23 protein-coding genes are annotated in these 24049 nt (G+C 63.4%); 9 read left to right on the top strand and 14 right to left on the bottom strand.

Translation table 11 applies throughout. The features are described from left to right. Window positions 1–107: 107 nt before the first annotated feature. The 9 genes from rnr to purC form a co-directional block, all read right to left on the bottom strand. Window positions 108–2351: a ribonuclease R gene (gene rnr / locus JCM7686_RS03015; protein WP_020949392.1), complete on the bottom strand. Its 2244-nt coding sequence runs from the start codon at window positions 2349–2351 to the stop codon at window positions 108–110. Window positions 2352–2417: 66 nt separating this feature from the next. Continuing rightward, window positions 2418–2648 (bottom strand): formate dehydrogenase subunit delta, encoded by a 231-nt coding sequence (locus tag JCM7686_RS03010; RefSeq protein WP_020949391.1) that lies wholly within the window; start codon window positions 2646–2648, stop codon window positions 2418–2420. Between the two features lie 2 nt (window positions 2649–2650). Beyond that, a complete protein-coding gene (gene fdhD / locus JCM7686_RS03005; RefSeq protein ID WP_041527087.1) occupies window positions 2651–3466 on the bottom strand; it encodes a formate dehydrogenase accessory sulfurtransferase FdhD in 816 nt (271 codons plus the stop codon). A gap of 6 nt (window positions 3467–3472) precedes the next feature. Further along, complete coding sequence (gene fdhF, locus JCM7686_RS03000; protein ID WP_020949389.1) at window positions 3473–6364, bottom strand: formate dehydrogenase subunit alpha; 2892 nt, start codon at window positions 6362–6364, stop codon at window positions 3473–3475. Then, window positions 6361–7923: a formate dehydrogenase beta subunit gene (locus JCM7686_RS02995; protein ID WP_020949388.1), complete on the bottom strand. Its 1563-nt coding sequence runs from the start codon at window positions 7921–7923 to the stop codon at window positions 6361–6363. The genes fdhF and JCM7686_RS02995 overlap by 4 nt, the downstream gene beginning before the upstream one ends. Then, window positions 7920–8411, bottom strand: a complete 492-nt coding sequence (locus JCM7686_RS02990; protein ID WP_236635866.1) for a formate dehydrogenase subunit gamma — start codon at window positions 8409–8411, stop codon at window positions 7920–7922. Before JCM7686_RS02990 ends, JCM7686_RS02995 begins: the two co-directional genes overlap by 4 nt. 77 nt (window positions 8412–8488) lie before the next feature. Further along, window positions 8489–9361, bottom strand: coding sequence for a LysR family transcriptional regulator (locus JCM7686_RS02985; protein ID WP_020949386.1), 873 nt, complete (start codon window positions 9359–9361; stop codon window positions 8489–8491). 170 nt (window positions 9362–9531) lie between these two features. Next, on the bottom strand, window positions 9532–9771 hold the full coding sequence (gene purS, locus JCM7686_RS02980; protein WP_020949385.1) for a phosphoribosylformylglycinamidine synthase subunit PurS: 240 nt from the start codon (window positions 9769–9771) through the stop codon (window positions 9532–9534). 11 nt (window positions 9772–9782) lie between these two features. Further along, window positions 9783–10547, bottom strand: a complete 765-nt coding sequence (gene purC / locus JCM7686_RS02975) for a phosphoribosylaminoimidazolesuccinocarboxamide synthase (protein ID WP_020949384.1) — start codon at window positions 10545–10547, stop codon at window positions 9783–9785. Between the two features lie 221 nt (window positions 10548–10768). On the opposite strand from purC, the gene JCM7686_RS02970 reads away from it, so the two are divergent. Further along, a complete protein-coding gene (locus JCM7686_RS02970; protein ID WP_020949383.1) occupies window positions 10769–11083 on the top strand; it encodes a DUF1476 domain-containing protein in 315 nt (104 codons plus the stop codon). 109 nt (window positions 11084–11192) lie between these two features. On the opposite strand, the gene JCM7686_RS02965 is transcribed toward JCM7686_RS02970, so the two are convergent. From JCM7686_RS02965 to JCM7686_RS02955, 3 genes are read right to left on the bottom strand one after another with little or no spacing between them, the layout of a single operon-like run. Further along, entirely contained in the window at window positions 11193–12512 is a 1320-nt protein-coding gene (locus JCM7686_RS02965) for an MATE family efflux transporter (protein ID WP_020949382.1), read from the bottom strand. Window position 12513: 1 nt separating this feature from the next. Further along, complete coding sequence (locus JCM7686_RS02960) at window positions 12514–13029, bottom strand: PaaI family thioesterase (RefSeq protein ID WP_020949381.1); 516 nt, start codon at window positions 13027–13029, stop codon at window positions 12514–12516. Between the two features lie 2 nt (window positions 13030–13031). Beyond that, window positions 13032–13475 (bottom strand): PaaI family thioesterase, encoded by a 444-nt coding sequence (locus JCM7686_RS02955; RefSeq protein ID WP_020949380.1) that lies wholly within the window; start codon window positions 13473–13475, stop codon window positions 13032–13034. Window positions 13476–13707: 232 nt separating this feature from the next. Between JCM7686_RS02955 and JCM7686_RS02950 the strand changes: the two genes are divergently transcribed. The 6 genes from JCM7686_RS02950 to JCM7686_RS02925 all read left to right on the top strand — a co-directional run bounded on the left by JCM7686_RS02950 (window position 13708) and on the right by JCM7686_RS02925 (window position 20776). Continuing rightward, window positions 13708–14127 (top strand): MerR family transcriptional regulator, encoded by a 420-nt coding sequence (locus JCM7686_RS02950; RefSeq protein ID WP_020949379.1) that lies wholly within the window; start codon window positions 13708–13710, stop codon window positions 14125–14127. Between the two features lie 103 nt (window positions 14128–14230). Next, on the top strand, window positions 14231–14647 hold the full coding sequence (locus JCM7686_RS02945; protein ID WP_020949378.1) for a MerR family transcriptional regulator: 417 nt from the start codon (window positions 14231–14233) through the stop codon (window positions 14645–14647). Next, a complete protein-coding gene (locus tag JCM7686_RS02940; RefSeq protein ID WP_020949377.1) occupies window positions 14644–16422 on the top strand; it encodes an acyl-CoA dehydrogenase C-terminal domain-containing protein in 1779 nt (592 codons plus the stop codon). The genes JCM7686_RS02945 and JCM7686_RS02940 overlap by 4 nt, the downstream gene beginning before the upstream one ends. A 303-nt stretch (window positions 16423–16725) precedes the next feature. Next, window positions 16726–17367 (top strand): glutathione S-transferase family protein, encoded by a 642-nt coding sequence (locus JCM7686_RS02935; protein WP_020949376.1) that lies wholly within the window; start codon window positions 16726–16728, stop codon window positions 17365–17367. Then, window positions 17364–18575 carry an acetyl-CoA C-acetyltransferase gene (locus JCM7686_RS02930; protein WP_020949375.1) on the top strand — a complete coding sequence of 404 codons (1212 nt, stop codon included), beginning with the start codon at window positions 17364–17366 and terminating at the stop codon, window positions 18573–18575. Before JCM7686_RS02935 ends, JCM7686_RS02930 begins: the two co-directional genes overlap by 4 nt. Before the next feature lie 14 nt (window positions 18576–18589). Then, window positions 18590–20776, top strand: coding sequence for a 3-hydroxyacyl-CoA dehydrogenase NAD-binding domain-containing protein (locus tag JCM7686_RS02925; protein ID WP_020949374.1), 2187 nt, complete (start codon window positions 18590–18592; stop codon window positions 20774–20776). 92 nt (window positions 20777–20868) lie between these two features. Here the strand turns inward: JCM7686_RS02925 and JCM7686_RS02920 are convergent, their stop codons facing one another. Then, window positions 20869–21870, bottom strand: a complete 1002-nt coding sequence (locus JCM7686_RS02920) for an adenosine kinase (RefSeq protein WP_020949373.1) — start codon at window positions 21868–21870, stop codon at window positions 20869–20871. Beyond that, window positions 21867–22541 carry an endonuclease III gene (gene nth / locus JCM7686_RS02915; RefSeq protein ID WP_020949372.1) on the bottom strand — a complete coding sequence of 225 codons (675 nt, stop codon included), beginning with the start codon at window positions 22539–22541 and terminating at the stop codon, window positions 21867–21869. The genes JCM7686_RS02920 and nth overlap by 4 nt, the downstream gene beginning before the upstream one ends. Window positions 22542–22631: 90 nt before the next feature. Here nth and JCM7686_RS02910 point away from each other — a divergent pair, with 90 nt between their 5' ends. Both JCM7686_RS02910 and JCM7686_RS02905 read left to right on the top strand, forming a co-directional pair. Continuing rightward, entirely contained in the window at window positions 22632–23228 is a 597-nt protein-coding gene (locus JCM7686_RS02910; RefSeq protein ID WP_020949371.1) for a methylated-DNA--[protein]-cysteine S-methyltransferase, read from the top strand. Window positions 23229–23390: 162 nt separating this feature from the next. Further along, a complete protein-coding gene (locus tag JCM7686_RS02905; RefSeq protein WP_020949370.1) occupies window positions 23391–24032 on the top strand; it encodes an OmpA family protein in 642 nt (213 codons plus the stop codon). Window positions 24033–24049 lie beyond the last annotated feature (17 nt).

Raw genomic sequence — 24049 nt, 5'->3', positions numbered from 1 at the left:
GGCTGGTCCCCGCCTTTTCCTTTTGCAGTGCATCTGCGTAAGCACGATCAGCCGAGCCATGAAAAAGGCGGCCCGAAAGCCGCCCTTTGAGCTGTCAGCTGGGGCGATCAGACCCGGGCGCGTTTGCGCTTCTTGGCACGCTTGATCTCTTTCAACCGCGCCTGAACCGCCAGCTTGCGCGGGCCGCGTTTGCCGCGCGCCTTCGGGCCATGGGTCACGCTGTTGCCCTCAAGCTCGATCAGTTCGAGCATCAGGCCGCCGGTGACCGGAACCGCCTCTTTCAGCCGCACCGTCACGCGCTGGCCGACAGAGACCTCCATCCCGGTTTCCGAGCCCATCAGCGTCTGACTGTCGGCGTCATAGATGAAATATTCATTGCCGATCTCGCGGATCGGCAGCAGCCCGTCGGCGCCGGTCTCGTCCAGCTTGACGAAAGCGCCGAAGCGCTGCACGCCGCTGATCCGCCCCGCGAATTCCGAACCGATCCGATCCGACAGATAGGCCGCGAGATAACGGTCGGTCGTATCGCGCTCCGCCGCCATCGAGCGGCGCTCGGTCTCGCTGATATGCTCGGCCGTGGTCGAGAGGTTTTCGACATCCTCGGGCGATAGGCCATCCTTGCCCCAATGGTGCCCGGCAATCAGCGCACGATGCACGATCAGGTCGGAATAGCGCCGGATCGGCGAGGTGAAATGCGCGTAGTTCTTGAGCGCCAGACCGAAATGGCCCAAGCCCTCGGGCGAGTAATAGGCCTGCGTCATCGAGCGAAGCGCGCTGATGTTGATCAGCTCGTCGAAATCCGTGCCCTGCGCCTGTTCAAGCAAGCGGTTCAGGTGCCGCGTTTGCAAAACCTGCCCCTTGGCGAGCGTAAAGCCCGAGGCCTCGGCCACTTCGCGCAAAGCGTCGATCTTGGCGAGCGAGGGCTCTTCATGGACGCGGAACAGAAGCGGGCGGCGCAGCTTGATCAGCTCTTCGGCCGCCGCGACATTGGCGAGGATCATCATCTCTTCGATGAGCTTATGCGCGTCATAGCGCTCGCGGAAATTCACCGATTTCACGCGCCCGTCGGGGGTCAGCTCGATGCGCCGCTCGGGCAGATCGAGATCGAGCGGTTGGCGCCGATCGCGCGCCTTTTTCAGCAGCGCATAGGCGTGCCACAGCGGCTTGATGACGTAATCGACCAGAGGCGCTGCGACCTCATCGGGCTGACCATCCGCCGCCGCCTGCGCCTGCTCATAAGACAGCGAGGCGAGCGAGCGCATCATGCCGCGATGGAAGCTATGCGAGACCCTATTGCCCTCGCCGTCCAAGCGCATCCGCACGGCCAGAACCGGACGGTCAACGCCTTCATGCAGCGAGCACAGATCGCCCGACAGCACATCGGGCAGCATCGGCACGACGCGGTCGGGGAAATAGCTGGAGTTGCCGCGCTTCCACGCCTCGCGGTCCAGCGGCTTGCCGGGGCGGACGTAATAGGCGACATCGGCAATCGCGACCCAGATCGTCGCGCCGCCGTCCTCTTCGGTGATCGCGGCGACGGCATCGTCGTGGTCGCGCGCATCGACCGGGTCAATGGTGACCAAGGGCAGATCGCGCAGATCCTCGCGGCCCTTCATCGTCGCGGGTTCGGCGGCTTCGGCCTCGTCGATCACCTTCTCGGGGAATTCGTCGGGAATGCCATGCTGGTGGATCGCGATCAGGCTGACCGAGCGCGGCGCGGAAGGATCGCCCAAACGCTCGACGATCCGCGCCAGCGGCAGCCCCATCCGGCCACGCGGGGCGGATTGCTCGGCCTCGACCAGCTCGCCATCCTCGGCGCCCTGCATGGCTCCGGCGGGCACGCGCCATTCCTTGTCGGCGCCCTTGTCGATCGGCACGATGCGGCCACCATCGGCACCCTTGCGGAAGATGCCGACGATCTTCAGCGCGCTGTGGCTGATGCGCCGGATCAACCGGGCTTCATATTGGTGATCTTCGGCATGGACCTCGGTCAGCCGCGCCAGAATACGCTCGCCCTCGCCAACGGCAGGATCGGCCTTGCGCGGGATGAAGAGGATCTTCGGCAAAAGCCCCTCGCCCTCCCATTCCATCGGCTTGGCCCAGAGATCGCCCTGCCCGTCCGGCCCGAGGATCTGGATCACCGAGACCGGCGGCAGTTTTTCGGCGTCGAGGTAATGGCGACGGCGGCGTTCGAGCATACCCTCGGCTTCAAGCTCTTTCAAAAGACGCTTGAGCTCGATCCGCTCGGCACCTTTGATGCCAAAAGCCTTTGCAATGTCACGTTTGGCGGTCGCTTCCGGGTGCTCTGCTACCCAGTCGAGAATCTGCTGTCGGGAGGGAATTTGTGCCATGGCGCGACAATATCAGCATTCCCGGACGGGCGGCAGAGGCAAAACGCGCCGCCCGGCCCCGGCCGGTCAGCCCGCTTTCGCGTAGTTTTCCGGCAGCTGAATGAAGGCGATGCAATCGCGCACGATCGGATCAGCCTCGGCGCCCGCCTTGATCTGGTCGATCAGCGATTGGCGCATCGGATAGCTCCAATATTGGTTAATGTGACCAGCCACGCCCTCAGCCGGCGGTTCATCCGGCTGGCTGCGGAAGAAATCCGCCATCTGGGTCGCCATCCGGATCAGCCTGTCGGTTGCCATCTTCAGTTCCTCAGCTCTGCTGCAATCCGCTCGGGATGCGTGAAAAGATCGAAATCCTGACCGCGCGCCCGCGCAATCAGGGTGATGCCCGCGGCTTCGGCCCAAAGCAACGCCAGCTCGGTCGGAGCACTGGCCCCGATCAGGATCGGCGCACCGATCCGCGCGGCTTTCTGGACCAGATCGACCGAGAGGCGCGAGGACATGACGATCGCGCCTTGCGTCCCGTCGATGCCCTGCCGCGCCATCGCTCCGGCGAGCTTGTCCAGCGCATTGTGCCGCCCGACATCTTCGCGCACCAGCGCCCTCTCGCCATCCCAGAAGCCCGCGCCGTGAATGGCGGGGGTGGCGCGGCGCAGGATCTGGCCTTGCGACAAAGCCTCCATCGCGCGACCGATCTCGGTCGGGGCAAGGGTCAGGTCGCTGGAGACCGGCACGATCTCGGGCAAAGCGGCTTCGATGCTGTCGACGCCGCAGAGCCCACAGCCGACCGGCCCGATCATCGAGCGCTTGCGCTCGACCAACCGCACCGACAGGCCGGGGCGCAGCCAAAGCCGCGCCTCGATCCCGGGCATTCCGCCCGCCGAAACCTCGGCCGTCTCGAAGCCGGTAACATCCGCGGGATCGGCAATCATGCCTTCGGTCAGGGCAAAGCCCGTCGCGAAATCCTGAAGATCATGGGGCGATGCCATCAGCACCGCTTGCGACATACCGTCGATCACGATGGCGACCGGCAGCTCTTCCGGGCTCGGGGGGGCTTCCCCCGTCACCCAGCCGCCATCGCGCCAGCGCATCGGCATCTGCCGCACCATGTCCTTCATGCGGCCTTACTCGGCGGCCGTCGGAATGATCCGGCGCGAGAGGTCGGAATGGGCCTGATACTCTTCCTGCCATTCGCTCGGCCCGTTCGACGGGCTGACCTGAACCGCGGTCACCTTGAACTCGGGGCAGTTGGTCGCCCAATCCGAGTTGTCGGTGGTCACGACGTTGGCCTGCGTCGTCGGATGGTGGAAGGTCGTATAGACCACGCCCGGCGCCACGCGCTCGGTGATATGCGCGCGCAGGCTGGTGTCGCCCGAGCGCGAGGCAACCCGCACCCAATCCCCCTCGCGGACGCCGCGCATTTCGGCATCGGACGGATGGATCTCGAGGATATCCTCGGAGTGGAAGACCGAGTTCTCGGTCCGCCGGGTCTGCGCACCCACGTTATACTGCGACAGGATCCGGCCCGTCGTCAGCAGCAGCGGGAAGCGCGGACCGGTGCGTTCATCGGTCGCGACATATTCGGTGTGGATGAACTTGCCCTTGCCGCGCACGAAGCCGTCGATATGCATCACCGGCGTGCCGGTCGGCGCAGCCTCGTTGCACGGCCATTGCACCGAACCCTCACGCTCGAGCAGGTCATAGCTGACCAGCGCGAAGCTCGGGGTGGTCATGGCGATTTCGTCCATGATTTCCGAGGGATGCTTGTAGTCCCAATTCGCGCCCATGCGGTTCGCGAGCATCTGGGTGATTTCCCAATCCTCGTAACCGTTCTTCGGCGTCATCGCCCGGCGCACGCGGTTGATGCGGCGTTCGGCATTGGTGAAGGTGCCGTTCTTTTCGAGGAAGGACGAACCCGGCAGCAGCACATGAGCGTAGTTCGAGGTTTCGTTCAGGAAGAGATCCTGCACGATCACGATATCCATCGCCGTCAGCGCCGAGGTCACATGTTTGGTGTCCGGGTCGGATTGGACAATGTCCTCGCCCTGGCAATAAAGCCCCATGAAGGTGCCATGCAGCGCGCCGTCGAACATGTTCGGGATGCGCAGGCCCGGCTCTTCGGACAGCGGCACGCCCCAGACGCGCTCGTAAAGCTCGCGCGTGGCCTTGTCGCTGACATGGCGGTAGCCCGGATATTCATGCGGGAACGAGCCCATATCGCACGAACCCTGCACGTTGTTCTGGCCGCGCAGCGGGTTCACGCCGGTGCCCGGCTTGCCGATGTTGCCGGTCAGCATCGAGAGGTTCGCGATCGCCATGACCGTGGTCGAGCCTTGCGAATGCTCGGTCACGCCGAGGCCGTAGAAGATCGAGGCGCGCGGCGCCGCGGCATAGGCGCGGGCGGCTTCATAGATCAGATGGGCCGGAACCTGCGAGACCTTCTCGACCTCTTCGGGCGAATGGCGCGGATCCGAAACGAATTCCATATATTGCAGGAACTCATCCCAGTCGCATTTCTCGCGGATGAACTCTTCGTCATAGAGTTTCTCGGTGACGATGACATAGGCCAGCGCCGTCACGACCGCGACGTTGGTGCCCGGACGCAAAGGCAGGTGCCATTTGTCGCCCATATGCGGCGAGTTCAGGATATCGGTCTCACGCGGGTCGATCACGATCAGCCCGGCGCCTTTGCGCAGCTGGGCGCGCAGTTTCGAGCCGACGACCGGGTGGCCATCGGTCGGGTTGCAGCCGATGATCAGCATCAGATCGGTGTCTTCGATCGAGTCGAAGTCATGCGTCCCGGCCGAGGTCCCGAAGGCCTTGCCCAGACCATAACCGGTCGGCGAGTGGCAGACGCGGGCGCAGGTATCGGTGTTGTTGTTGCCGAAAACCGCGCGGGTCAGCTTCTGAACTAGATAGGTCTCTTCGTTGGTGCAACGCGACGAGGTGATGACCCCAATCGAATCCTTGCCATATTTCTCCTGCGTGCCGCGCAGGCGGCTCGCGGCGAAATCGAGCGCCTCGTCCCAGGTCACTTCCTGCCAGGGATCGGTGATCTTTTCGCGGATCATCGGATGCAGGATACGGTCCTGGTGCGTCGCATAACCCCAGGCGAAGCGGCCCTTGACGCAGCTGTGGCCGTGGTTGGCCTTGCCGTCCTTCGAGGGCACCATCTTGACGACTTCCTCGCCGCGCATATGCGCATCAAACGAGCAGCCGACGCCGCAATAGGCGCAGGTGGTTTTCACGATATAATCGGGCGTGCCGATATCGAGCACGGTGTTCTCGATCAGCGTGGCGGTCGGGCAGGCCTGCACGCAGGCGCCGCAGCTCACGCAATCCGAGCTGAGGAAGCTGTCCGAGCCAAGGCCCGGCGAGACGCGGCTGTCAAAGCCCCGGCCCTCGATGGTCAGCGCAAAGGTCCCTTGCACTTCCTCGCAGGCGCGAACGCAGCGGTTGCAGACGATACATTTCGCCGGATCGAAGGTGAAATAGGGGTTCGACTGGTCTTTCGGACGCCATTCCGGGTTGGTGCCCACCGCCGAGCGTTTGGCGAAGTGGTTCTTGCCCGAATCGTAGCGCACTTCGCGCAGACCGACCGCACCGGCCATGTCCTGCAGCTCGCAATCGCCATTGGCGCCGCAGGTCAGGCAGTCGAGCGGGTGGTCCGAAATATAAAGCTCCATCACCCCGCGACGGATCGCCGAGAGATCGTCGGTCTGGGTGTGGACATTCATGCCCTCAAAGACCGGCGTGGTGCAGGAGGCCGGCGTGCCGCGCATCCCGTCAACCTGAACGACGCAGACCCGGCACGAGCCGAAGGCCTCGAGATTGTCGGTCGCGCAGAGCTTCGGCACGGTGATCCCGGCCTGCGCGGCTGCGCGCATCACCGAGGTGCCCGCGGGCACCGTCACCGCAATGCCGTCGATCTTCAGCGAGACCATGACATCCGAACGGACCGCAGGCGTGCCCATGTCGCGCCCATCGTCCTTGGCGGGGATAATGAAGTCTTTCATTCTGCTGCCTCCCTGCGGCCATGGCCCCGGTTGGTGAAATCTTCAGGGAAATGGGTCAGAAGCGACATGACCGGGAAAGGCGCAAAGCCTCCCAGCGCACAAAGCGAGCCCCATTTCATCGTATTGCACAGGTCTTTCAGGATCTCGATCGCCTCGACATCGCCCTCGGCGATGCGGTCGATGGTCTCGACGCCCCGGGTCGAGCCGATGCGGCAAGGCGTGCATTTCCCGCAGCTCTCGACCGCGCAGAACTCCATCGCGAACCGCGCGAGTTTCAGCGAATCGGCGGTGTCGTCGAAAACCGTGATCCCGGCATGGCCCAAGAGGCCCTCTTTCGTCGCTAGCTCTTCATAGCCGAAGGGCAGGTCGAAGTTCTTGACCGGGATATAGGCACCAAGCGGGCCGCCGACCTGCGCGAATTTGACCGGACGCCCCGAGAGCGTGCCGCCGCCGATCACATCAATGATGTCACCGAGCTTCATGCCAAACGCGGCCTCGTAAAGCCCGCCGAATTTGACATTGCCCGCGATCTGGATCGGGATCGTGCCCTTCGAGCGGCCAATGCCAAGCGCGCCATAGGCCGCACCGCCATGCTCGAGGATCCACGGCACCGCACCCAGCGACAGCACGTTGTTGACCACGGTCGGACGGCCCATGAAGCCGACCAGAGCCGGGATCGGCGGCTTGGCGCGGACGATGCCGCGCTTGCCTTCAAGGCTGTTCAGCAGGCTGGTTTCCTCGCCGCAGACATAGGCGCCCGCACCGACGCGGACCTCCATGTCATAGGCGTAGTCCGAGCCGAGCATCGACTTGCCCAGCATCCCATATTCGCGCCCGGCCTTGATCGCGTCATTCATCGCGCGGATCGCATCGGGATATTCGCTGCGGATATAGACGTAACCCATGGTCGCGCCAACCGCGACCCCAGCAATCGCCATGCCTTCGATCAGGCAGAGCGGATCGCCCTCCATCAGCATGCGGTCGGCAAAGCTGCCCGAGTCGCCCTCATCCGCATTGCAGACGATGTATTTCTGCGGGCCAGCGGCGCCGCCCACGGTCTTCCACTTGATCGCGGTCGGGAAACCCGCACCGCCGCGACCGCGCAGACCCGAAGCCATCACCTCTTCGATGATCTTTTCCGGCCCCGCCGCAATTGCGGCTTTCAGCCCGGCGAGACCGCCATGGGCGACGTAATCGTGAATATCGACCGGATCGATGACGCCGACGCGGGCGAAGGTCAGACGCTGCTGACCCTTCATCCAGTCCAGCTCTTCGACCGGACCCAAAGCGCGCGGATGCTGGCGGCTCTCGACGGTCAGACCCGAAGCAATCTCGGCGACCAGAGCGGGCACGTCCTCGACCTCGAAGGGCCCGAAACCGACGCGGGTGCCGTCCAGATCAACCTCGACCAGCGGCTCCAGCCAGATCATGCCGCGCGTGCCATTGCGCACGATCTGCGCCTCAACGCCCTGCGCCTTCAGCGCAACAGCCAAAGCCTCGGCAACCTCATCGGAGCCAAGCGCACGGGCGGCGGCATCAATCGGAACATAGATCTTCATGCGCGCACCCCCGCCACCAACCGTTCGATCTTGCCCTTGCTGGCCCGCCCGATCAGCTTGCCATCAAGCTCGGCCGAGGGCGCGCAAGCGCAAAGCCCCAGACAAAAGACCGGCTCCAGCGTCAGTTTGCCATCCGCCGTCGTCTCATGCCAGGAAATCCCCAAAGCCTTGCAGATCTGGTCGGCGAGCTCGTCCGCGCCCATCGACTGACAGGATTCCGCCCGGCAGAGACGCAGCACATGCGGCGCGCTCGGATGGTCGCGAAAGTCGTGATAAAAGCTCACGACGCCGTAAATCTCGGCGCGGGTGACATTCAATGCCTGCGCCAGAATGGGCTGGGCCGCTTCGGGGATCATGCCCCAATCCGCCTGAATATCGTGCAAAATCGGCAACAAAGGACCTTCGCGGTCCACATGGCGCGCGATGATCTTGTTCAGATGCTCTTCTGCGTCTTTGTCGAAGGCCACATGCGGCGTCATTCGAGTCATGGCTGGATCATTCCGGGCTATTCTCATTCAAATCAGATTACGGCCCGTTGATAGCCATTACAAATGCAATCTTCCGTTCATTGATTGGCTTTCTCTATCAAGCGCAGCGATTTGAGCAAAGCATCGACCAAAGGAGGATGCGGCTCACGCGCCGCAATGACCAGTCCAACCAGATGGCCCTCACCCTGCAACGGCCGCGCCCGCACGCCATGCGGTAGGGGCAGACCCTCCGCCAGACCCTGCGGCAGAATCGCCGCCCAATCGCCGGTCGCGACATGCGCCAGAATGGCCAGCATCGAGGTGGATTCGACCCGTGGCTCGGTATCGACCCCAGCGGCGGTCAGATGGCGCATGACAATGCGGCGGTTCTGCATATCGGGCGTCAGCAGGCACAAGGGCCGCCGCGCCGCCTCGGCCCAGCTCACCGGCCCCTCGCTCTCGCTGCGATCGACCAGGCAATAGGTCTCGCGGTAAAGCGCCAGAGTCTGGACCCGCCCCAAAGGCTCGCTGTCGAGATAAGTCACCCCGGCATCGAGCTCCAGCGCATCAATCTCTTCGCGGATCTCATCTGAGGAGCGCGACAGGATCGAGACCGCCGCATTCGGATGACGCTGCAAAAACGGCCCGGTCAACTCGGCAATCCGCGGCATGGCGGTCGGAATGACGCCGATGCGCAGCCGCCCCGAAACCCCCTCGCGCGAGGCTTTCATCTCAGCCTGAAGCGCACGGGCATCGGCAACGATCCGGCGCGCCCAGCCCAGAACCCGCTCGCCCTCGGGCGTCAGCCCCTGAAAGCGCGAACCGCGCCGGACCAGCTGAACGCCGAGCTGATCCTCCAAGGCCCGGATGGCCGAGGACAGTGTCGGCTGGGTAATCCCCAAAACCTCGGCCGCGCGCCCGAAATGCTCTTCGCGCGCCAGAACCATGAACATATTGAGACGATCAATCATGGCGCGAGCCTGCCAGAATTCTGAGCCGCGTCAATTCCTCCCTCGGTCAGAGAAAGGTCGCCTCCCACCCGGTTTTTTCGGGCCCGGTCCTTTCGGGCCCAGTCTTTCATGCCGAAATATCCCGGGGGAGGTCCGCAGGACCGGGGGCAGCGCCCCCGACCCCGCTGCAATCAGAGGATCTCGACCGAATATTTCTCGATCACCGTATTGGCGAGCAGGCTTTCGCACATGCGCGCCACTTCGGCCTCGGCCCCGGCCTTTTCGGTCGCGGCCAGATCCAGCTCGATCACCTTGCCCTGACGCACGCCATTGACGCCCGCAAAGCCGAGACCGCCGAGCGCGTGACGAACCGCCTCGCCTTGCGGATCGAGAACGCCATCTTTCAGCATGATGGTGACGCGAGCTTTCATGGACGGGCCTTTCAGTTGATCAGCGTGGGCTTCGTGAGGCTGGTGGTATTGGCGGGCATCAGGCCCAACCGGCGAGCGACTTCGGTATAGGCATCCGTGAGGCTGCCCAGATCGCGACGGAAGACGTCTTTATCGAGCTTCTGCCCGGTCTTGACGTCCCAGAGCCGGCAGCTGTCGGGGCTGATCTCGTCGGCGACGATCAGGCGCATGAAATCGCCATCCCAGATCCGACCGATCTCGATCTTGAAGTCGATCAGCTTGATGCCGACGCCGAAGAAGACGCCCGACAGGAAATCGTTCACCCGCAAAGCGAGGCTGACGATATCGTCGAGATCCTGCTGCGAGGCCCAGCCGAAAGCGATGATATATTCTTCCGAGACGAAGGGATCGCCGAGCTCGTCATTCTTGAAGGAATATTCGACGATCGGACGCGGCAGCGGCGTGCCCTCTTCCATGCCCAGCCGTTTCGCGATCGAACCGGCGGCAAAGTTGCGCACGATCACCTCAAGCGGGATGATCTCGACCTGCCGGATCAACTGCTCGCGCATATTGATGCGGCGGATGAAGTGGTTCGGCACGCCGATATTGGTCAGGCCCTGCATGAAATATTCGGAAAGGCGGTTGTTCAGCACGCCCTTCCCTTCGATCGTGGCCTTTTTCTGCGCATTGAATGCAGTCGCATCATCCTTGAAATACTGGATGAGCGTGCCCGGCTCGGTGCCTTCGTAAAGGATCTTTGCCTTGCCTTCGTAGATTTTCTTGCGCCGTGGTGCCATGATGCGCGTCTCCCGTCAGCAAGTGCGTGTCAAATGGCGCTATAGGCCAGAATGGGTGGGCTCGGCAATACAGGCTTGCGGGCTCGCGGCAGGATATTCATATCTGGTCTGCACGAGACGCGCTTTCTCTGCGCAAATCCCGTGGCCGAACGCCCGCAATCAACTAACCGCAGTCAGCGACCCGAAGTCAAACACCCAAGGCGAAACCTGAGGAGACCCGGATGACGACCTTTGATGATCGCGAACACGCTTTTGAGGCCAAATTCGTCCATGATGCCGACCTTGTCTTCAAGGCCGAGGCCCGCCGCAACCGCCTGCTCGGCGAATGGGCCGCGGGATTGCTGGGCAAAAGCGGCGATGAGGCGCGCTCTTATGCGCTGAGCGTGGTGACTTCGGATTACGCAGAACCAGGCGAGGAAGATGTCTTCCGCAAGATCAGCGCCGATCTGTCGGGACAGATCGACGACGCGGCAATCCGCGCGAAAATGGCGGAGCTGCGCCAGACCGCGCGCGATCAGATCATGACCGAGATCTGAGGCGCGGCGATCTGAGGCGCGGCGGATGGGGGCTCTGCCCCCGTCCTGCGGACTCCCCCGGGATATTTTCGCATGAAAGACGGGAAAGATCTTCGGGCGGGCTTTGGGCTCAGCGCGCGGCGGCGATCACTTTGGGGTAGCGCAGGGCCATGGTCGCCCCGCGCATCAGGTTGAGCCCGGTCAGCGCTGCCCAGAGCCCGTGATTGCCGAGAAAGCGCGGCAGCGTGAGGACGAGGAGCGCATAGACCGCGACCGATAGGAGCATGGCATTGCGCATCTCTCGGGTCTGGGTGGCGCCAATGAAAATGCCGTCAAACATCCAGCCGGTGATGCCAATGAGCGGGCCAAGCACGAGCCAGGGGAGATAGTGGCGAGCCTCTGCGCGGACCTCGGGCGAGGTGGTCAGCAGATCGATGATATTCGGGCCAAAGATCAGGAAGGCCGCGCTGATCAAGACGGCGCCGATCACGCCCCAGCGGATGGTGAGCGCGGCGGCGCTGCGTAGCCGGTCGGGGCGGCGCGCGCCCACGGCCTGACCGACCAGCGTTTCGGCGGAAAAGGCGAAGCCGTCGAGACCATAGGCGGTGATTTCGAGAAATTGCAGCAGGACCTGATTGGCGGCGAGCGTCACATCGCCCTCGCCTGCGGCCATGAACATGAAGGTGGTGAAGCTGCCTTGCAGGAGCACCGAGCGGATCAGGATGTCGCGATTGACGCCGATGAGCCGGTCGAGCTCTCGCCGCGCGAAGAGCCCGCTTTGGCGCAAGGCACGCGCGATGGCGGCGCGGGCGAACCAGAGGCCGAGGGCAAGGCCGCTCCATTCCGCGATCAGGGTCGCGGCGGCCACGCCCGGCACGCCCCAGCCGAGGCCGAGGACGAACCAGATGTCGAGCAGGATATTCAGCCCGTTCATCACGAGTTGCAGCGCGAGGACGGCGCGGGTCCGCTCCATCGCGATGAGCCAGCCGGTGATCGCATAGAGCGAGATGGTGGCAGGCGCGCCCCAGATCCGGATCGAGAGATAGTGATGCGCGGCCTCGATGACCTCGGGCGAGGCCGGGGCGAGTCGGAAGGCCGCGCTGAAGAGCGGGAACTGGAGGAGGATGAGCGCAAGTCCCGCGACAGCGCCGATCACCAGCGCGCGGGCGAGATGGGCGCTGGCTGCGGCCTCGTCTCCGGCGCCATGGGACTGGGCGACGAGCCCCGAGGTGCCCATGCGCAAGAAGCCGAAGATCCAGTAGACCGAGGCGAGGATGACCGCGCCGATCCCGACCGCGCCCAAGAGCTCCGGCCGGCCAAGCTGGCCGATGACGCCGGTGTTGACCGCGCCGAGCAGCGGGACCGTGGCATTCGAGAGCACGATTGGCCCGGCGATGGCGAGCACGCGGCGATTGCTCAGGCGGTCTCCGGCGACGGGGCCCGCGCTCATGTCAGAGCTCGGTCGGCATCAGGAAGTGGCCGGTCGCCTGCGCGAAGAGCCGGTCGCGATTGTCCTGCCAGGCCTCGACCTGCACGCTGGCGTAGCGCCGCCCCGAGCGGACCACCCGCGCCCGCGCATAGGCGTCGCGCGGCAGGCCCGAGCGCAGATAATCAACCGTGAAGTCGATGGTCTTGGGCAGGCGCGGCGTCAGTTCCGGCAAAGCGGCATCGGGCGCGAAGCGGCCTTCCTCCATCTCGTCCCAGATCTGATGCCAGGCGAGGCCCACCACCGCAGTCACCTCGAGAAAGGCCGCGATCGCGCCGCCGTGCAAAGCGGGCAGCATCGGATTGCCGATGGTCTTTTCGTCAAAGGGCAGGATGGCGGTCAGCTCGTCTCCGCGCCGGTCGAAGGAGATGCCGAGCCAATTGGCATAGGGCATCGAGGAGGCGATGGCTTTCAAGGTCGCATCGCGGCGCGATTTGATCGCGCCCAAGGGTTCGTTGCGTGATCCGGTGCGCTCGGCCATGTTCAGCCCTCCACCGTGAAGGCAGCGGTGGCGGTGGCGACCGGATTGCTCTCATCCTCATCCATCGCCCAAGCGCGCACGAAAGCGACCGAGCGGGTGACGTGATAGCATTTGGCCCGGGCGATCAGCCGCTGGCCGGGTGTCGCCGCGCGCATGTAATCGATCCGCAGATCAATCGTCGCCGTCGCGCTGATCGACTTTTCATGCCCCATGACGGCGGCGCCGCAGCAGGTGTCCATCAGCGCCGAAATCACCCCGCCGTGAATGACGCGGGAACGCAGATCGCCGATAAAGCGTTCATCCCAGGGCATCGAAATCACCGCGCCCTCGGGCCCTACGCTGTCGAGATGCATCCCAAGCGCCTGCGCATGCGGGATCGCCTCGATGAACTGCCGGGCAATCCGGCTTTGGCGGGCTCGCGCGGTTTCTGGCGCGGTTTCTGGCATGGCTGGGAACCTGTCCTGACTGTGACCAAGGGTTAGTTGGTCACGATGACATGAACAAGGGCCGCCGCCCAGATGAGAAAACCCGAAGCGACGGCCGTGAGGAGCAGGCCAGATGAGACCGAAAAGATCGCCGATTCAGGGTCAGACAGCCCGGATCAGAAAGGACGAGCAAAAGGTTGAGTTCACACAATCTCTCGGCTAGCTTTCCCCTATTCCTTTATAGAGAAGTCTGATGGTTGATGACGGTTATATCAGCTTCAAGGAGATGTGCTCGCGCTTTGACGTGACACCCCGGACGCTGCGCTATTACGAATATATCGAGTTGCTGAACCCTAGGAAATCCGGACGCAGCCGCTTCTACGGCCCGCGCGAACTTGCCCGGATGAAGCTGATCCTGCGCGGCCGACGCTTTGGCTTTTCGCTGGAAGACATCCGCCAATGGCTGCTGATCTACGGCCAGAAAGGCACGCAAGAGCAATATCGCGTCTGGATCGACCTCGCCAATCGCCAATACGACCAGCTCGCCCAGCAAAAGGCCGAGCTTGAGGTGACGATGCGCGAGTTGCGCGAGCTGCGCGACGAGACACAAAAGCTGCTCGAAACCATGGCGCCCGACGCCGCCGAACCTACGGCCTCTCCTGAGGAGCCCTGATCTCTGCCCCCGGCGCCAGCGGTGACGCAGCGTTCTGCCTTACGCGCACGTCAAGCTGATATAGGTTTGATCTCAGACCACGCAGCCGGGGAAAAGAGCAGCGATGTCCGAAGACCTGATGACCATTCGCGAAATGAGCGAAACCTTCGGCGTCACGCCGCGCGCCCTGCGCTTCTATGAAGCCGGCGCTTTGATTTCACCGCTGCGCAAAGGGCAGATGCGGCTTTACAGCCGCAGCGATCGTGCCCGGCTGAAACTGATCCTACGCGGCAAGCGGTTCGGCTTCTCGCTCGATCAGATCCGCGAAATTCTTGAGCTTTACAATCCCGAAGACAAGAACCTCGCCCAGACTCAGACCGCCTTGGCCACCGCCCGTGATCGGCTGTCCGACATGGAAAACCAGCAGGCCGAACTCGGTCAGGCCATTCTCGAATTGCGCCAGCAGATCGTCGAGGGGGAAGCCTCCCTCGCCCGGCTGAAAGCCGGTCAGGCGGCGCCCACGTCACTGGAGGAAAGATGACAACTTATACAGCGCCCACCCGCGACACCCAGTTCGTGCTGCATGAGGTCCTCAACCTGTCGGGCAGTGGCCTGCCCGGCCATGACGAGCTCGACCCCGATTTCACCCAAGCCGTGCTCGAGGCCGCGGGTAAACTTGCCTCGGACGTGCTCGCGCCCCTGAACGCAGTTGGCGATCGCGAGGGCTGCACGCTCAAGGATGGCAAGGTCACGACCCCCAAAGGCTTCGACAAGGCCTGGGAGGCGATGAAAGAGGGCGGCTGGACCGCGCTCAACTGCGCGGTCGAAGATGGCGGCCAAGGCCTGCCCTATTCGATTGCACTGGCCGCGGGCGAGCCGTTTCTGGCCGCAAACATGGCCTTCAACATGTATTCGGGCCTGACCCATGGCGCTTATTCGGCGATCAAGACCCATGGTTCGGAGGCGCAAAAACGGCTCTTCCTGCCGCGGCTCGCGAGCTGCGAATGGACCGGCACGATGAACCTGACCGAGCCCCATTGCGGCACCGATCTCGGGCTCTTGCGCACCAAGGCCGAGCCGCAGGAGGATGGCAGCTATCTGATCACCGGCCAGAAGATCTTCATCTCGGCGGGCGATCATGATCTGGCCGAAAACATCATCCATCTCGTGCTGGCCAAAGCGCCGGGCGGCGGCGAAGGCACGCGCGGCATCAGCCTCTTCATCGTGCCGAAGATCCTCGTCGACGAAGAGGGCCGCCTCGGCGCGGCCAATGCGGTCTCGGTCGGCAATCTCGAAGAGAAAATGGGCATCCACGGCAATGCCACTTGCGTGATGAACTATGACGGCGCGAAAGGCTGGCTGATCGGCGAACTGCATAAGGGCATGCGCGCCATGTTCACCATGATGAACGAGGCGCGGATCGGCGTCGGCGCTCAGGGCTATGCGATTGCCTCGGCCGCCTATCAGAACGCGGCGATCTATGCGCGTGATCGCCTGCAGGGCCGCGCCGTGCCCACCCCGGCCGATCCGCAGCTTCCGGCCGATCCGCTGATTGTCCACCCCGATATCCGCCGCAACCTGCTCGACCAGAAAAGCTTCGTCGAGGGCGCGCGCGCCTTGGCGATCTGGGGCGCGCATCTTTATGATCAAAGCCATCTCACGGGCGACGCCGATGCCGAGGGCATGATCTCGCTGCTGACCCCGGTCATCAAAGGCTTCCTGACCGACAAAGGCTTTGATTCGACGGTCCTCGCGCAACAGGTCTTTGGCGGCCATGGCTTCATCGAGGAGCAGGGCATGTCCCAGTTCGTCCGCGATGCCCGTATCACCATGATCTATGAAGGCGCCAATGGCGTGCAGGCGCTCGATCTCGTCGGCCGCAAGCTCGGCTCGGACGGCGGCAAACATATCATGGCCTTCTTCGAGCTGGTCAAAGGCGTGATCAAGGACAACGAAAGCAATGCCGCGCTCAAGGCCGATTTCCTCGATCCGTTGAAATCCGCCTCGAAAGACCTGCAAGCGGCGGCCGCCTATTTCCTGCAAAATGCGATGAAGGATCCCAATGCCGCGCTTTCCGGCTCGAACGATTTCCTCCATCTCTTCGGCCATGTCGCCTTCGGCCTGATGTGGAGCCGGATGGCCGTGGCCGCTCAGAAAGCGCTGGATGCAGGAAGTTCGGAACGCGATTTCTACGAGACGAAACTCGCAACCGGGCGCTATTATATGAAGCGACAGCTGCCGATCACGCGCACGCATCTTGCCCGGATCGAATCCGGCGCAGAGCCCGTCATGTCTCTTGCAGCGGATCAATTCTGATCCGCCCTCCCCGCCCGCGCTGAGGCAGGCCTTCGGGCACCCTCGGTCCGGGCGGACAGGCCGAGCCGCCTCCGGCGGGGGTATTTTCGTGATAAAGAAAGCTGCTCCGGTCCGGGGCGTGATCCGTGGACCCGGCACCGAACCGGAGCTTTCTCCATCAGCGGTCATCGGCTCCCCAGCCTGTACCGCAAGATCGAGGCTCGCACAGAGGATTTAAGATTTCCTTACGCCGCGCTTTCTTCATCATAAAAATACCCATCTTCTGTCAGAAGGACGCAAGATGAGATCGGGAAAGGACAGATCGTGACCGCACAACTCTTCTGTTTTGGCGAATCAGGGCATTCCTACAAGGCGGCGCTGACGCTGGAGCTTGCGGGCTATGACTGGCGGCCGGTCTTTGTCGATTTCTTCGGCGGCGAGGCGCGGGGCGAGGCTTATCGCAATCTCAATGAGATGGCGGAAGCGCCGGTTTTTCGCGAGGGCGATCTGACGCTCACGCAATCTTCGGTGATCCAGCTGCATATCGCCGAGAAGACCGGTCGTTTCCTGCCCGATGATCGCAACGAGGTCCTGCGCTGGATGTTTTGGGACAATCACAAGCTTTCGGGCATGATCGGCACGACGCGCTTTCTGATGAACTTCCTGCGCCCCGAAAAGCGTCCGGCCGAGGTCATCGCCTTCAATCTCTCCCGCCTCAAAGACGCCTATCGGGTCCTTGACCGACATTTGACCGGCCGCGACTGGATTGCAGCAAATGCGCCCAGCATCGCTGACTTCACCTGTTGCGGATACCTATATTACCCAGAGCCTTTCGGCTTCACACGGGCGGACTGGCCGGGCATTGATGCCTGGCTCGACCGGATCTCTGCCCTGCCCGGCTGGAAGCACCCCTATGATCTGATGCCCGGCAATCCGTCGGACCGGGCGCCGAAGGAGGAAAAATGACCGAAGCTTATATCTATGACGCCGCGCGTACGCCGCGCGGCAAGGGCCGCCCGGATGGCAGCCTGCATGAAGTCTCCTCGGTCGCTCTGTCGGCGCGGCTTTTGAACGCGGTCAAGGCCCGCAACGGGCTCGAAGGCCATGCGGTCGAGGATGTGATCTGGGGCAATGCCACGCAGGTCATGGAGCAAGGCGGCTGTCTGGCGCGCTCGGCGGTGCTGGCCTCGGATCTGGACGAATCCATTCCCGGCCTCTCGATCAACCGCTTCTGCGCCAGCGGGATGGAGGCGGTGAACCTTGCCGCCAACCAGATCAAGGGCGGTGCGGGCGCTGGCTATATCGCCGGTGGCGTCGAGATGATGGGGCGCGTCGCCATGGGCAGCGATGGCGCGGCGATTGCCGTGGACCCGAGCCTCACCTTCAAGACCTATTTCGTGCCGCAGGGTATTTCGGCCGATATTATCGCGACTGAATACGGCTTTACCCGCGAAGAGGCCGATGCTCTGGCCGTCGAAAGCCAGCGCCGCGCCGCTTTGGCGATCAGCGAGGGGCGTTTTGCCAAATCCATCGTCCCGGTGATTGACCAGAACGGGCTCGTGATCCTCGATCACGACGAATATCCGCGCCCGGGCACGACGCTTGAATCGCTTGGCGCGCTCAAGGCGAGTTTCAAGGATCTGGGCGAGGTCATGCCCGGTTTCGACAAGGTGGCGATGCTGAAATATCCCCATCTCAAGGCGATCAACCACATTCACCATGCCGGGAACTCCTCGGGGATCGTCGATGGCGCGGCGGCTGTGCTGATCGGCAATAAGGAATTCGGCGAAAAGCACGGGCTGAAGCCGCGCGCCCGCATTCGCGCCACCGCCAAGATCGGCACCGATCCGACGATCATGCTGACCGGCCCGGTTCCGGTCACCGAAAAGATCCTGCGCGAGTCGGGTCTCTCGATCAAGGACATCGACCTTTTCGAGGTGAATGAGGCCTTCGCCGCCGTCGTCCTGCGCTTCCTGCAGGCCTTCGAGGTCGATCCCGCCGTGGTCAACGCCAATGGCGGCGCGATGGCGCTTGGCCATCCGCTTGGCGCGACCGGCGCGATCATCATCGGCACGCTGCTTGACGAGCTCGAGCGGCAGGACAAGACCATCGGCCTTGCGACGCTCTGCGTGGCGTCAGGCATGGGCGCCGCCACCATCATCGAGCGCGTCTGAGGGGAGCAAAGACCATGACCGATTTCACCATGAAGAAAGACGCCGATGGCGTCGCGATCATCACCTGGGATGTGCCCTCGAAATCCATGAACGTGCTCTCGATGACCGGGGCCGCCGATCTCAATGCGCTGATCGACGATGCTCTGGCCGATCAGGCCGTGAAGGGCATCGTCATCACCTCGGGCAAGAAGGATTTCGCCGGCGGGATGGATCTGAACGTCATCGCGGGTCTGAAGGACACGGGCGGGGCGCAGGGCGTCTTTGACGGCGTGATGAGCCTCCATCACCTGCTGCGCAAGATCGAGCTTGCGGGTATGGACCCCAAGACCAAGAAGGGCGGCAAGCCGATTGCGGCGGCCCTGCCCGGCACGGCTTTGGGGATCGGGGTCGAGCTGCCGCTGGCCACGCATCGCGTCTTTGCTGCCGACAATCCCAAGGCCAAGATCGGCCTGCCCGAGATCATGGTCGGCATTTTCCCCGGCGGCGGCGGCACCACGCGTCTCGTGCGCAAGCTGGGCGTGATGGCCGCGGCGCCCCTGCTGCTCGAAGGCAAGCTGTCGGACCCGAAAGGCGCCAAGGCCAATGGCATCGTCGATGAGGTCGTGGCCGATCCGGTCGAGGCCGCGCGCGCTTGGGTCTTGCAGGCGGGTGAGGCCGATCTGGTCAAGCCCTGGGACGCCAAGGGCTACAAGATGCCCGGCGGCGCGCCCTATAATCCGGCGGGTTTCATGACCTTTGTCGGTGCCTCGGCCATGGTGCATGGCAAGACGCTCGGCGTCTATCCGGCGGCCAAGGCGCTCTTGTCGGCAGTCTATGAGGGCGCGCTCGTGCCCTTCGACACCGCGCTCAAGATCGAGGCGCGTTGGTTCACCAATGTGCTCCTGAACCCCTCCTCGACCGCGATGATCCGCTCGCTTTTCATCAACAAAGAGGCGCTCGAAAAAGGCGCAAACCGCCCGGCAGAGCCGGATCAGACCGTTAAGAAAGTCGGCATCCTCGGCGCGGGCATGATGGGCGCGGGCATTGCCTATGTCTCGGCCATGGCCGGGATCGAGGTCGTGCTGATCGACGCCCAGCAAGAGGCCGCCGATCGCGGGAAGTCCCATTCTGCCGATCTTCTCGACAAGGCGATCTCGCGCCGCAAATCGACCGAAGAGAAGAAGGCCGAGGTTCTCGCGCGCATCACCGCAACCACCGATTATGCCGCGCTGAAAGATTGCGATCTGCTGGTCGAGGCCGTCTTCGAAGACCCCGCCATCAAGGCCGAGGTCACCGCGAAAGCTGAAGCCGTCCTGCCCCAGGAGGCGATCTTCGCGACCAATACCTCGACCCTGCCGATCTCGAACCTCGCGAAAGCCAGCGCCCGCCCTGAGCAATTCATCGGCATCCACTTCTTCTCGCCCGTCGACAAGATGCTGCTGGTCGAAATCATCAAGGGCAAAGAAACCGGCCCCCGCGCGGTCGCGAAAGCACTGGATTTCGTGCGTCAGATCAAGAAGACACCGATCGTCGTCAATGACGCGCGCTTCTTCTATGCCAATCGCTGCATCATCCCCTATCTCAACGAAGGGATGCGCATGGTGGCCGAAGGCGTCGATCCGGTGCTGATCGAAAACGCCGCCAAGATGATGGGGATGCCGCTCGGGCCGCTGCAACTCGTCGATGAAACCTCGATCGATCTCGGCGTGAAAATCGCCAAGGCCACGCGCGCGGCGATGGGCGATGCCTATCCCGACGGCGAGGTCGATGAGGTCGTCTTCCGCATGGCCGATCAGGGCCGTCTCGGCCGCAAGGCCAAGGCTGGCTTCTACGACTATGACGACAAGGGCAAACGCATCGACTTCTGGGCGGGCCTCGCCACCGAATGGCCGGTCTCCAAGGACCAGCCAAGCTTCACCGACATCCAGAACCGGCTGATGTTCATCCAGTCACTCGAAGCCGTCCGCGCACTCGAAGAAGGCGTCCTCGAAGACATCCGCGAGGGCGATGTCGGCGCGATCCTCGGCTGGGGCTTTGCGCCCTGGAGCGGTGGCCCCTTCAGCTGGCTCGACATGCTGGGCGCGGAACGCGCGACGGCCATCGCCGATGATCTCGCGGCGAAATACGGCAACCGCTTCACCCCGCCGCGCCTCCTGCGCGAGATGGCGGCAAAAGGCGAAAGCTTCTATGGCCGCTTCGGCGCTCAGAAAGCAGCCGCCTGATCCGGCCCGCTTCGTTCTGACTTAAATACCTTGCAGGGGGTTCGGGGGGCGCAAAGCCCCCCGTTTCTTTTGGCGCAGCAGCTCAGCGCCGCTCAGATCAGCCCTTCGGCGCGGAAATCCTCGCGCAGATCGCGTTCGGGACGCGGGCCGACATGGCTGATGACCTCAGAGGCCGCGATGCAGGCCATGCGCCCCGCCGCCGCCAGCGAAGCGCCGGTCGCCAGACCATAGATCAGCCCGGCGGCGAATTGATCGCCAGCGCCGGTTGCATCGACCGGGACGATCTTGTGGACCGGGGCTAAAACGCGCTCCTCACCGCGGATCAGGATCGCATCCTCGCCCGAGCGGGTGCAGATCACCAGACCGCAATCGGCGCGCGCCTGAGCCAGCGCGCTTTCGAGATCCTCGGTCTGGTAAAGCGAGGTCCATTCATGGGTATTGCCGATCACATAATCCATCGGCCCGGCGACGAGTTTGCGGAAATCCGCGCGGTGGCGATCGACGCAGAACGGATCCGACAGCGCGATCCCCGCCTGCCCGCCCGCCGCGTGACAGGCCTGAGCCGCCTTGAGGAAGGCCGATTTGCCCTTGGGCTTATCGAAGAGATAACCTTCCAGAAACAGCCAGCCCGCACCGGAAAAGACCGCCGGGTTCACGTCTTCCTCGTCCAGCTCTGCCGAGATGCCCAGATAGGTGTTCATCGAGCGCTCGCCATCCGGCGTCACGAAGATGATCGAACGCGAGGTCGGATCGACCTCGCCGCCCACCGGAGGATTGACGAAAACCGTGCCCTGCGCCTCGGTCTGTTCGGCATAGGACAGGCCAAGCGCATCGGCGGCGACGCGCCCGATGAAGGCGGTCTTCAGCCCCAACATCCCGATCCCGGCGAGCGTATTCGCGACCGAGCCGCCCGGCGCCAGACGCGGATGGGTCCCGCCCTCAGCCTGAGCCGCAGTCAGAAGCTCCGAACGGTCGCGGTCGATCAGCTGCATGATCCCCTTTTCGATGCCCAGACGTGCCAGCGACTCGTCTTCAGTCGCGGCGATCACATCCATGACGGCATTGCCGATGCCAATCACATAGGGGGTGGTCATATGGTCTTCTCCTCATAGGGACAGAGATCGGCCACGATGCAAACCGCGCAGCGTGGGCGTTTTGCCTGACAGATATAGCGGCCATGCAGGATCAGCCAGTGATGGGCATCCTGTTGAAATTCAGCGGGAACATTGTCCTCAATCGCGCGCTCGACCTGATCGACATCGCGGCCCGGCGCGATCTGGGTGCGGTTGCCGAGCCGGAAGATATGGGTATCGACCGCCTGCGCGGGGATATGGAACAGCGAGTTCAGCACGACATTGGCGGTCTTGCGCCCGACACCGGGCAACAGCATCAAGGCCGCGCGCGAGGTCGGCACCTCGCCGCCGTATTCCTCAACGAGGATCTTCGACAGCGCCATGACATTCTTGGCCTTCTGCCGGAAAAGGCCGATGGTCTTGATATGTTCGGTCAGCCCCTCAAGCCCCAGATCCAGCATCTGCTGCGGCGCCGTCACCTGCTCAAACAACGCCTTTGTCGCCTTGTTCACGCCGACATCGGTCGCCTGCGCCGACAAAGCGACCGCCACCAGAAGCGTGAAGGCATTGGAGTAATGAAGCTCGGTCACCGGATGCGGATTGCTCTCACGCAGGCGCGAAAAGAAGGCGACCTGTGTGGCATAGGGCAGAGCCGGGGGTAGACGGGATGCACTGGCTTTTGTCATGTTCATCTGATGCCTTGCCGCGCCCCAGGACGCAAGCACCCGACAGGGAACCACCGCGCCTCGGTGGGAATTGGCTTAACGAAACGTGAGGATGCCATGACGAGAACGCTCTTTTCGCTGCCTCTCCCCGAGCCCGGCCTGCAAGTCGTGGTCGTGACGGTGCCCGATGATGATCGTGGCGCGCTTTTGTGCATCGGCCGTTTCGAGACGCCAATCGGCCCGGTCATCGCGATCGGCGGCGAGGGCACGCTCTGGGCGCTTGGCATGATCGGCGAGATGTCCGAGGACGAGGTCCGCGCCGATCTGCGCGCCCGTTGGCCCCGCGCCCGCTATGTCGAGGCTCCCGAGGCGCTGCAAGCCGCTATCACCGCGCTGATCTCTGGCGGCGGCGAGATCCGGGTCCGTCTGGTCGGGACCGAGTTCCAGATGAAGGTCTGGCGCGCGCTTCTGGACATCCATTTCGGCGAGCTCGCGAGCTATGGCGATATTGCCGATATGATCGGTCAACCCGGCGCGGTGCGCGCGGTTGGCACCGCCGTCGGGCAGAACCCGGTGTCCTGGGCGGTGCCCTGCCACCGTGTGACCCTCCGTGGCGGCAAGATTGGCAATTACCACTGGGGCGAATCGATCAAGCGGATCTTGCTTGCGCGGGAAGGCGCCGTTTTGGCGCCTCTGGCGATCACAGGGCGCTGAGCCGCGCGGCCAACTTGCTTTGCACTCTGGCACTTAGCGGGAACCTATGACAGGCTTGCGGTGTTTTTACCTCACGCGCGTGTGGTCCGGCTTATGACAGCTCTCCACCGCGCCCGAGATCTCAGCAAGGGCAGTGCGCTGCCTCCAAGGAAAGGTTAACGAATGAAGACCCGCATTGCGCTGCTTGCCGCCACCACGGGTGTGTTCGCCCTCGGTGCCTGCGCCGACATCAATGGTCAGCCTCGCCAGATCAACAAGACCGAACAGGGCGCCATTGCCGGTGCCGTGGTCGGTGGCCTGATCGGCGCGGGCAAGAACAAAGAGACCGCCGTCAAGGGCGCGCTGCTTGGCACCGCCATTGGCGCAATCGGCGGCTCGATGCTCGACCAGCAGGAAAAGGCGCTGAAGCAGCAGATCACCAACCCGAACATCCAGATCGTGAACCGCGGTAACTACCTGTCGGTGATCATGCCGGAATCGGCGCTCTTCGCGACGGATTCGGCCGCGGTCGGCGCTGCGGGCCAGAACGATCTCTACACGATCGGTCGCAACCTGACGCAATATCCGAACTCGACGATCCAGGTCATCGGTCACACCGATTCGACCGGCTCGCAGGCCTATAACCAGGACCTGTCCGAGCGTCGTGCGCGTTCGGTCGCGGGCATCCTCACCGCCGCTGGCGTTGCGCAAGGGCGCCTTGCCACCGTTGGTCGCGGTGCGGCTCAGCCGGTCGCTTCGAACGACACCGTCGCGGGCCGCGCCCAGAACCGGCGCGTCGAGATCAACATCTATCCGACGAAATAATCGTCAGATCAGATGGG

This window comes from Paracoccus aminophilus JCM 7686 (assembly GCF_000444995.1).
GTDB lineage: Bacteria > Pseudomonadota > Alphaproteobacteria > Rhodobacterales > Rhodobacteraceae > Paracoccus > Paracoccus aminophilus.
The sequence above is the reverse complement of the archived record's forward strand: the minus strand, read 5'-3'. Positions and strand labels throughout refer to the sequence as shown.

Coding starts and splice junctions, on each gene's coding strand:
- JCM7686_RS02960 (WP_020949381.1), bottom strand. CDS start 13,029: ATGGCCGAGCGCACCGGATCACGCAACGAACCCTTGGGCGCGATCAAA.
- JCM7686_RS02970 (WP_020949383.1), top strand. CDS start 10,769: ATGACGACCTTTGATGATCGCGAACACGCTTTTGAGGCCAAATTCGTC.
- purC (WP_020949384.1), bottom strand. CDS start 10,547: ATGGCACCACGGCGCAAGAAAATCTACGAAGGCAAGGCAAAGATCCTT.
- JCM7686_RS02965 (WP_020949382.1), bottom strand. CDS start 12,512: ATGAGCGCGGGCCCCGTCGCCGGAGACCGCCTGAGCAATCGCCGCGTG.
- JCM7686_RS02925 (WP_020949374.1), top strand. CDS start 18,590: ATGACCGATTTCACCATGAAGAAAGACGCCGATGGCGTCGCGATCATC.
- JCM7686_RS02920 (WP_020949373.1), bottom strand. CDS start 21,870: ATGACCACCCCCTATGTGATTGGCATCGGCAATGCCGTCATGGATGTG.
- JCM7686_RS02955 (WP_020949380.1), bottom strand. CDS start 13,475: ATGCCAGAAACCGCGCCAGAAACCGCGCGAGCCCGCCAAAGCCGGATT.
- fdhF (WP_020949389.1), bottom strand. CDS start 6,364: ATGAAAGACTTCATTATCCCCGCCAAGGACGATGGGCGCGACATGGGC.
- JCM7686_RS02945 (WP_020949378.1), top strand. CDS start 14,231: ATGTCCGAAGACCTGATGACCATTCGCGAAATGAGCGAAACCTTCGGC.
- nth (WP_020949372.1), bottom strand. CDS start 22,541: ATGAACATGACAAAAGCCAGTGCATCCCGTCTACCCCCGGCTCTGCCC.
- JCM7686_RS02995 (WP_020949388.1), bottom strand. CDS start 7,923: ATGAAGATCTATGTTCCGATTGATGCCGCCGCCCGTGCGCTTGGCTCC.
- JCM7686_RS02985 (WP_020949386.1), bottom strand. CDS start 9,361: ATGATTGATCGTCTCAATATGTTCATGGTTCTGGCGCGCGAAGAGCAT.
- JCM7686_RS02950 (WP_020949379.1), top strand. CDS start 13,708: ATGGTTGATGACGGTTATATCAGCTTCAAGGAGATGTGCTCGCGCTTT.
- JCM7686_RS02910 (WP_020949371.1), top strand. CDS start 22,632: ATGACGAGAACGCTCTTTTCGCTGCCTCTCCCCGAGCCCGGCCTGCAA.
- purS (WP_020949385.1), bottom strand. CDS start 9,771: ATGAAAGCTCGCGTCACCATCATGCTGAAAGATGGCGTTCTCGATCCG.
- JCM7686_RS03010 (WP_020949391.1), bottom strand. CDS start 2,648: ATGGCAACCGACAGGCTGATCCGGATGGCGACCCAGATGGCGGATTTC.
- JCM7686_RS02905 (WP_020949370.1), top strand. CDS start 23,391: ATGAAGACCCGCATTGCGCTGCTTGCCGCCACCACGGGTGTGTTCGCC.
- fdhD (WP_041527087.1), bottom strand. CDS start 3,466: ATGAAGGACATGGTGCGGCAGATGCCGATGCGCTGGCGCGATGGCGGC.
- JCM7686_RS02930 (WP_020949375.1), top strand. CDS start 17,364: ATGACCGAAGCTTATATCTATGACGCCGCGCGTACGCCGCGCGGCAAG.
- JCM7686_RS02990 (WP_236635866.1), bottom strand. CDS start 8,411: ATGACTCGAATGACGCCGCATGTGGCCTTCGACAAAGACGCAGAAGAG.
- rnr (WP_020949392.1), bottom strand. CDS start 2,351: ATGGCACAAATTCCCTCCCGACAGCAGATTCTCGACTGGGTAGCAGAG.
- JCM7686_RS02940 (WP_020949377.1), top strand. CDS start 14,644: ATGACAACTTATACAGCGCCCACCCGCGACACCCAGTTCGTGCTGCAT.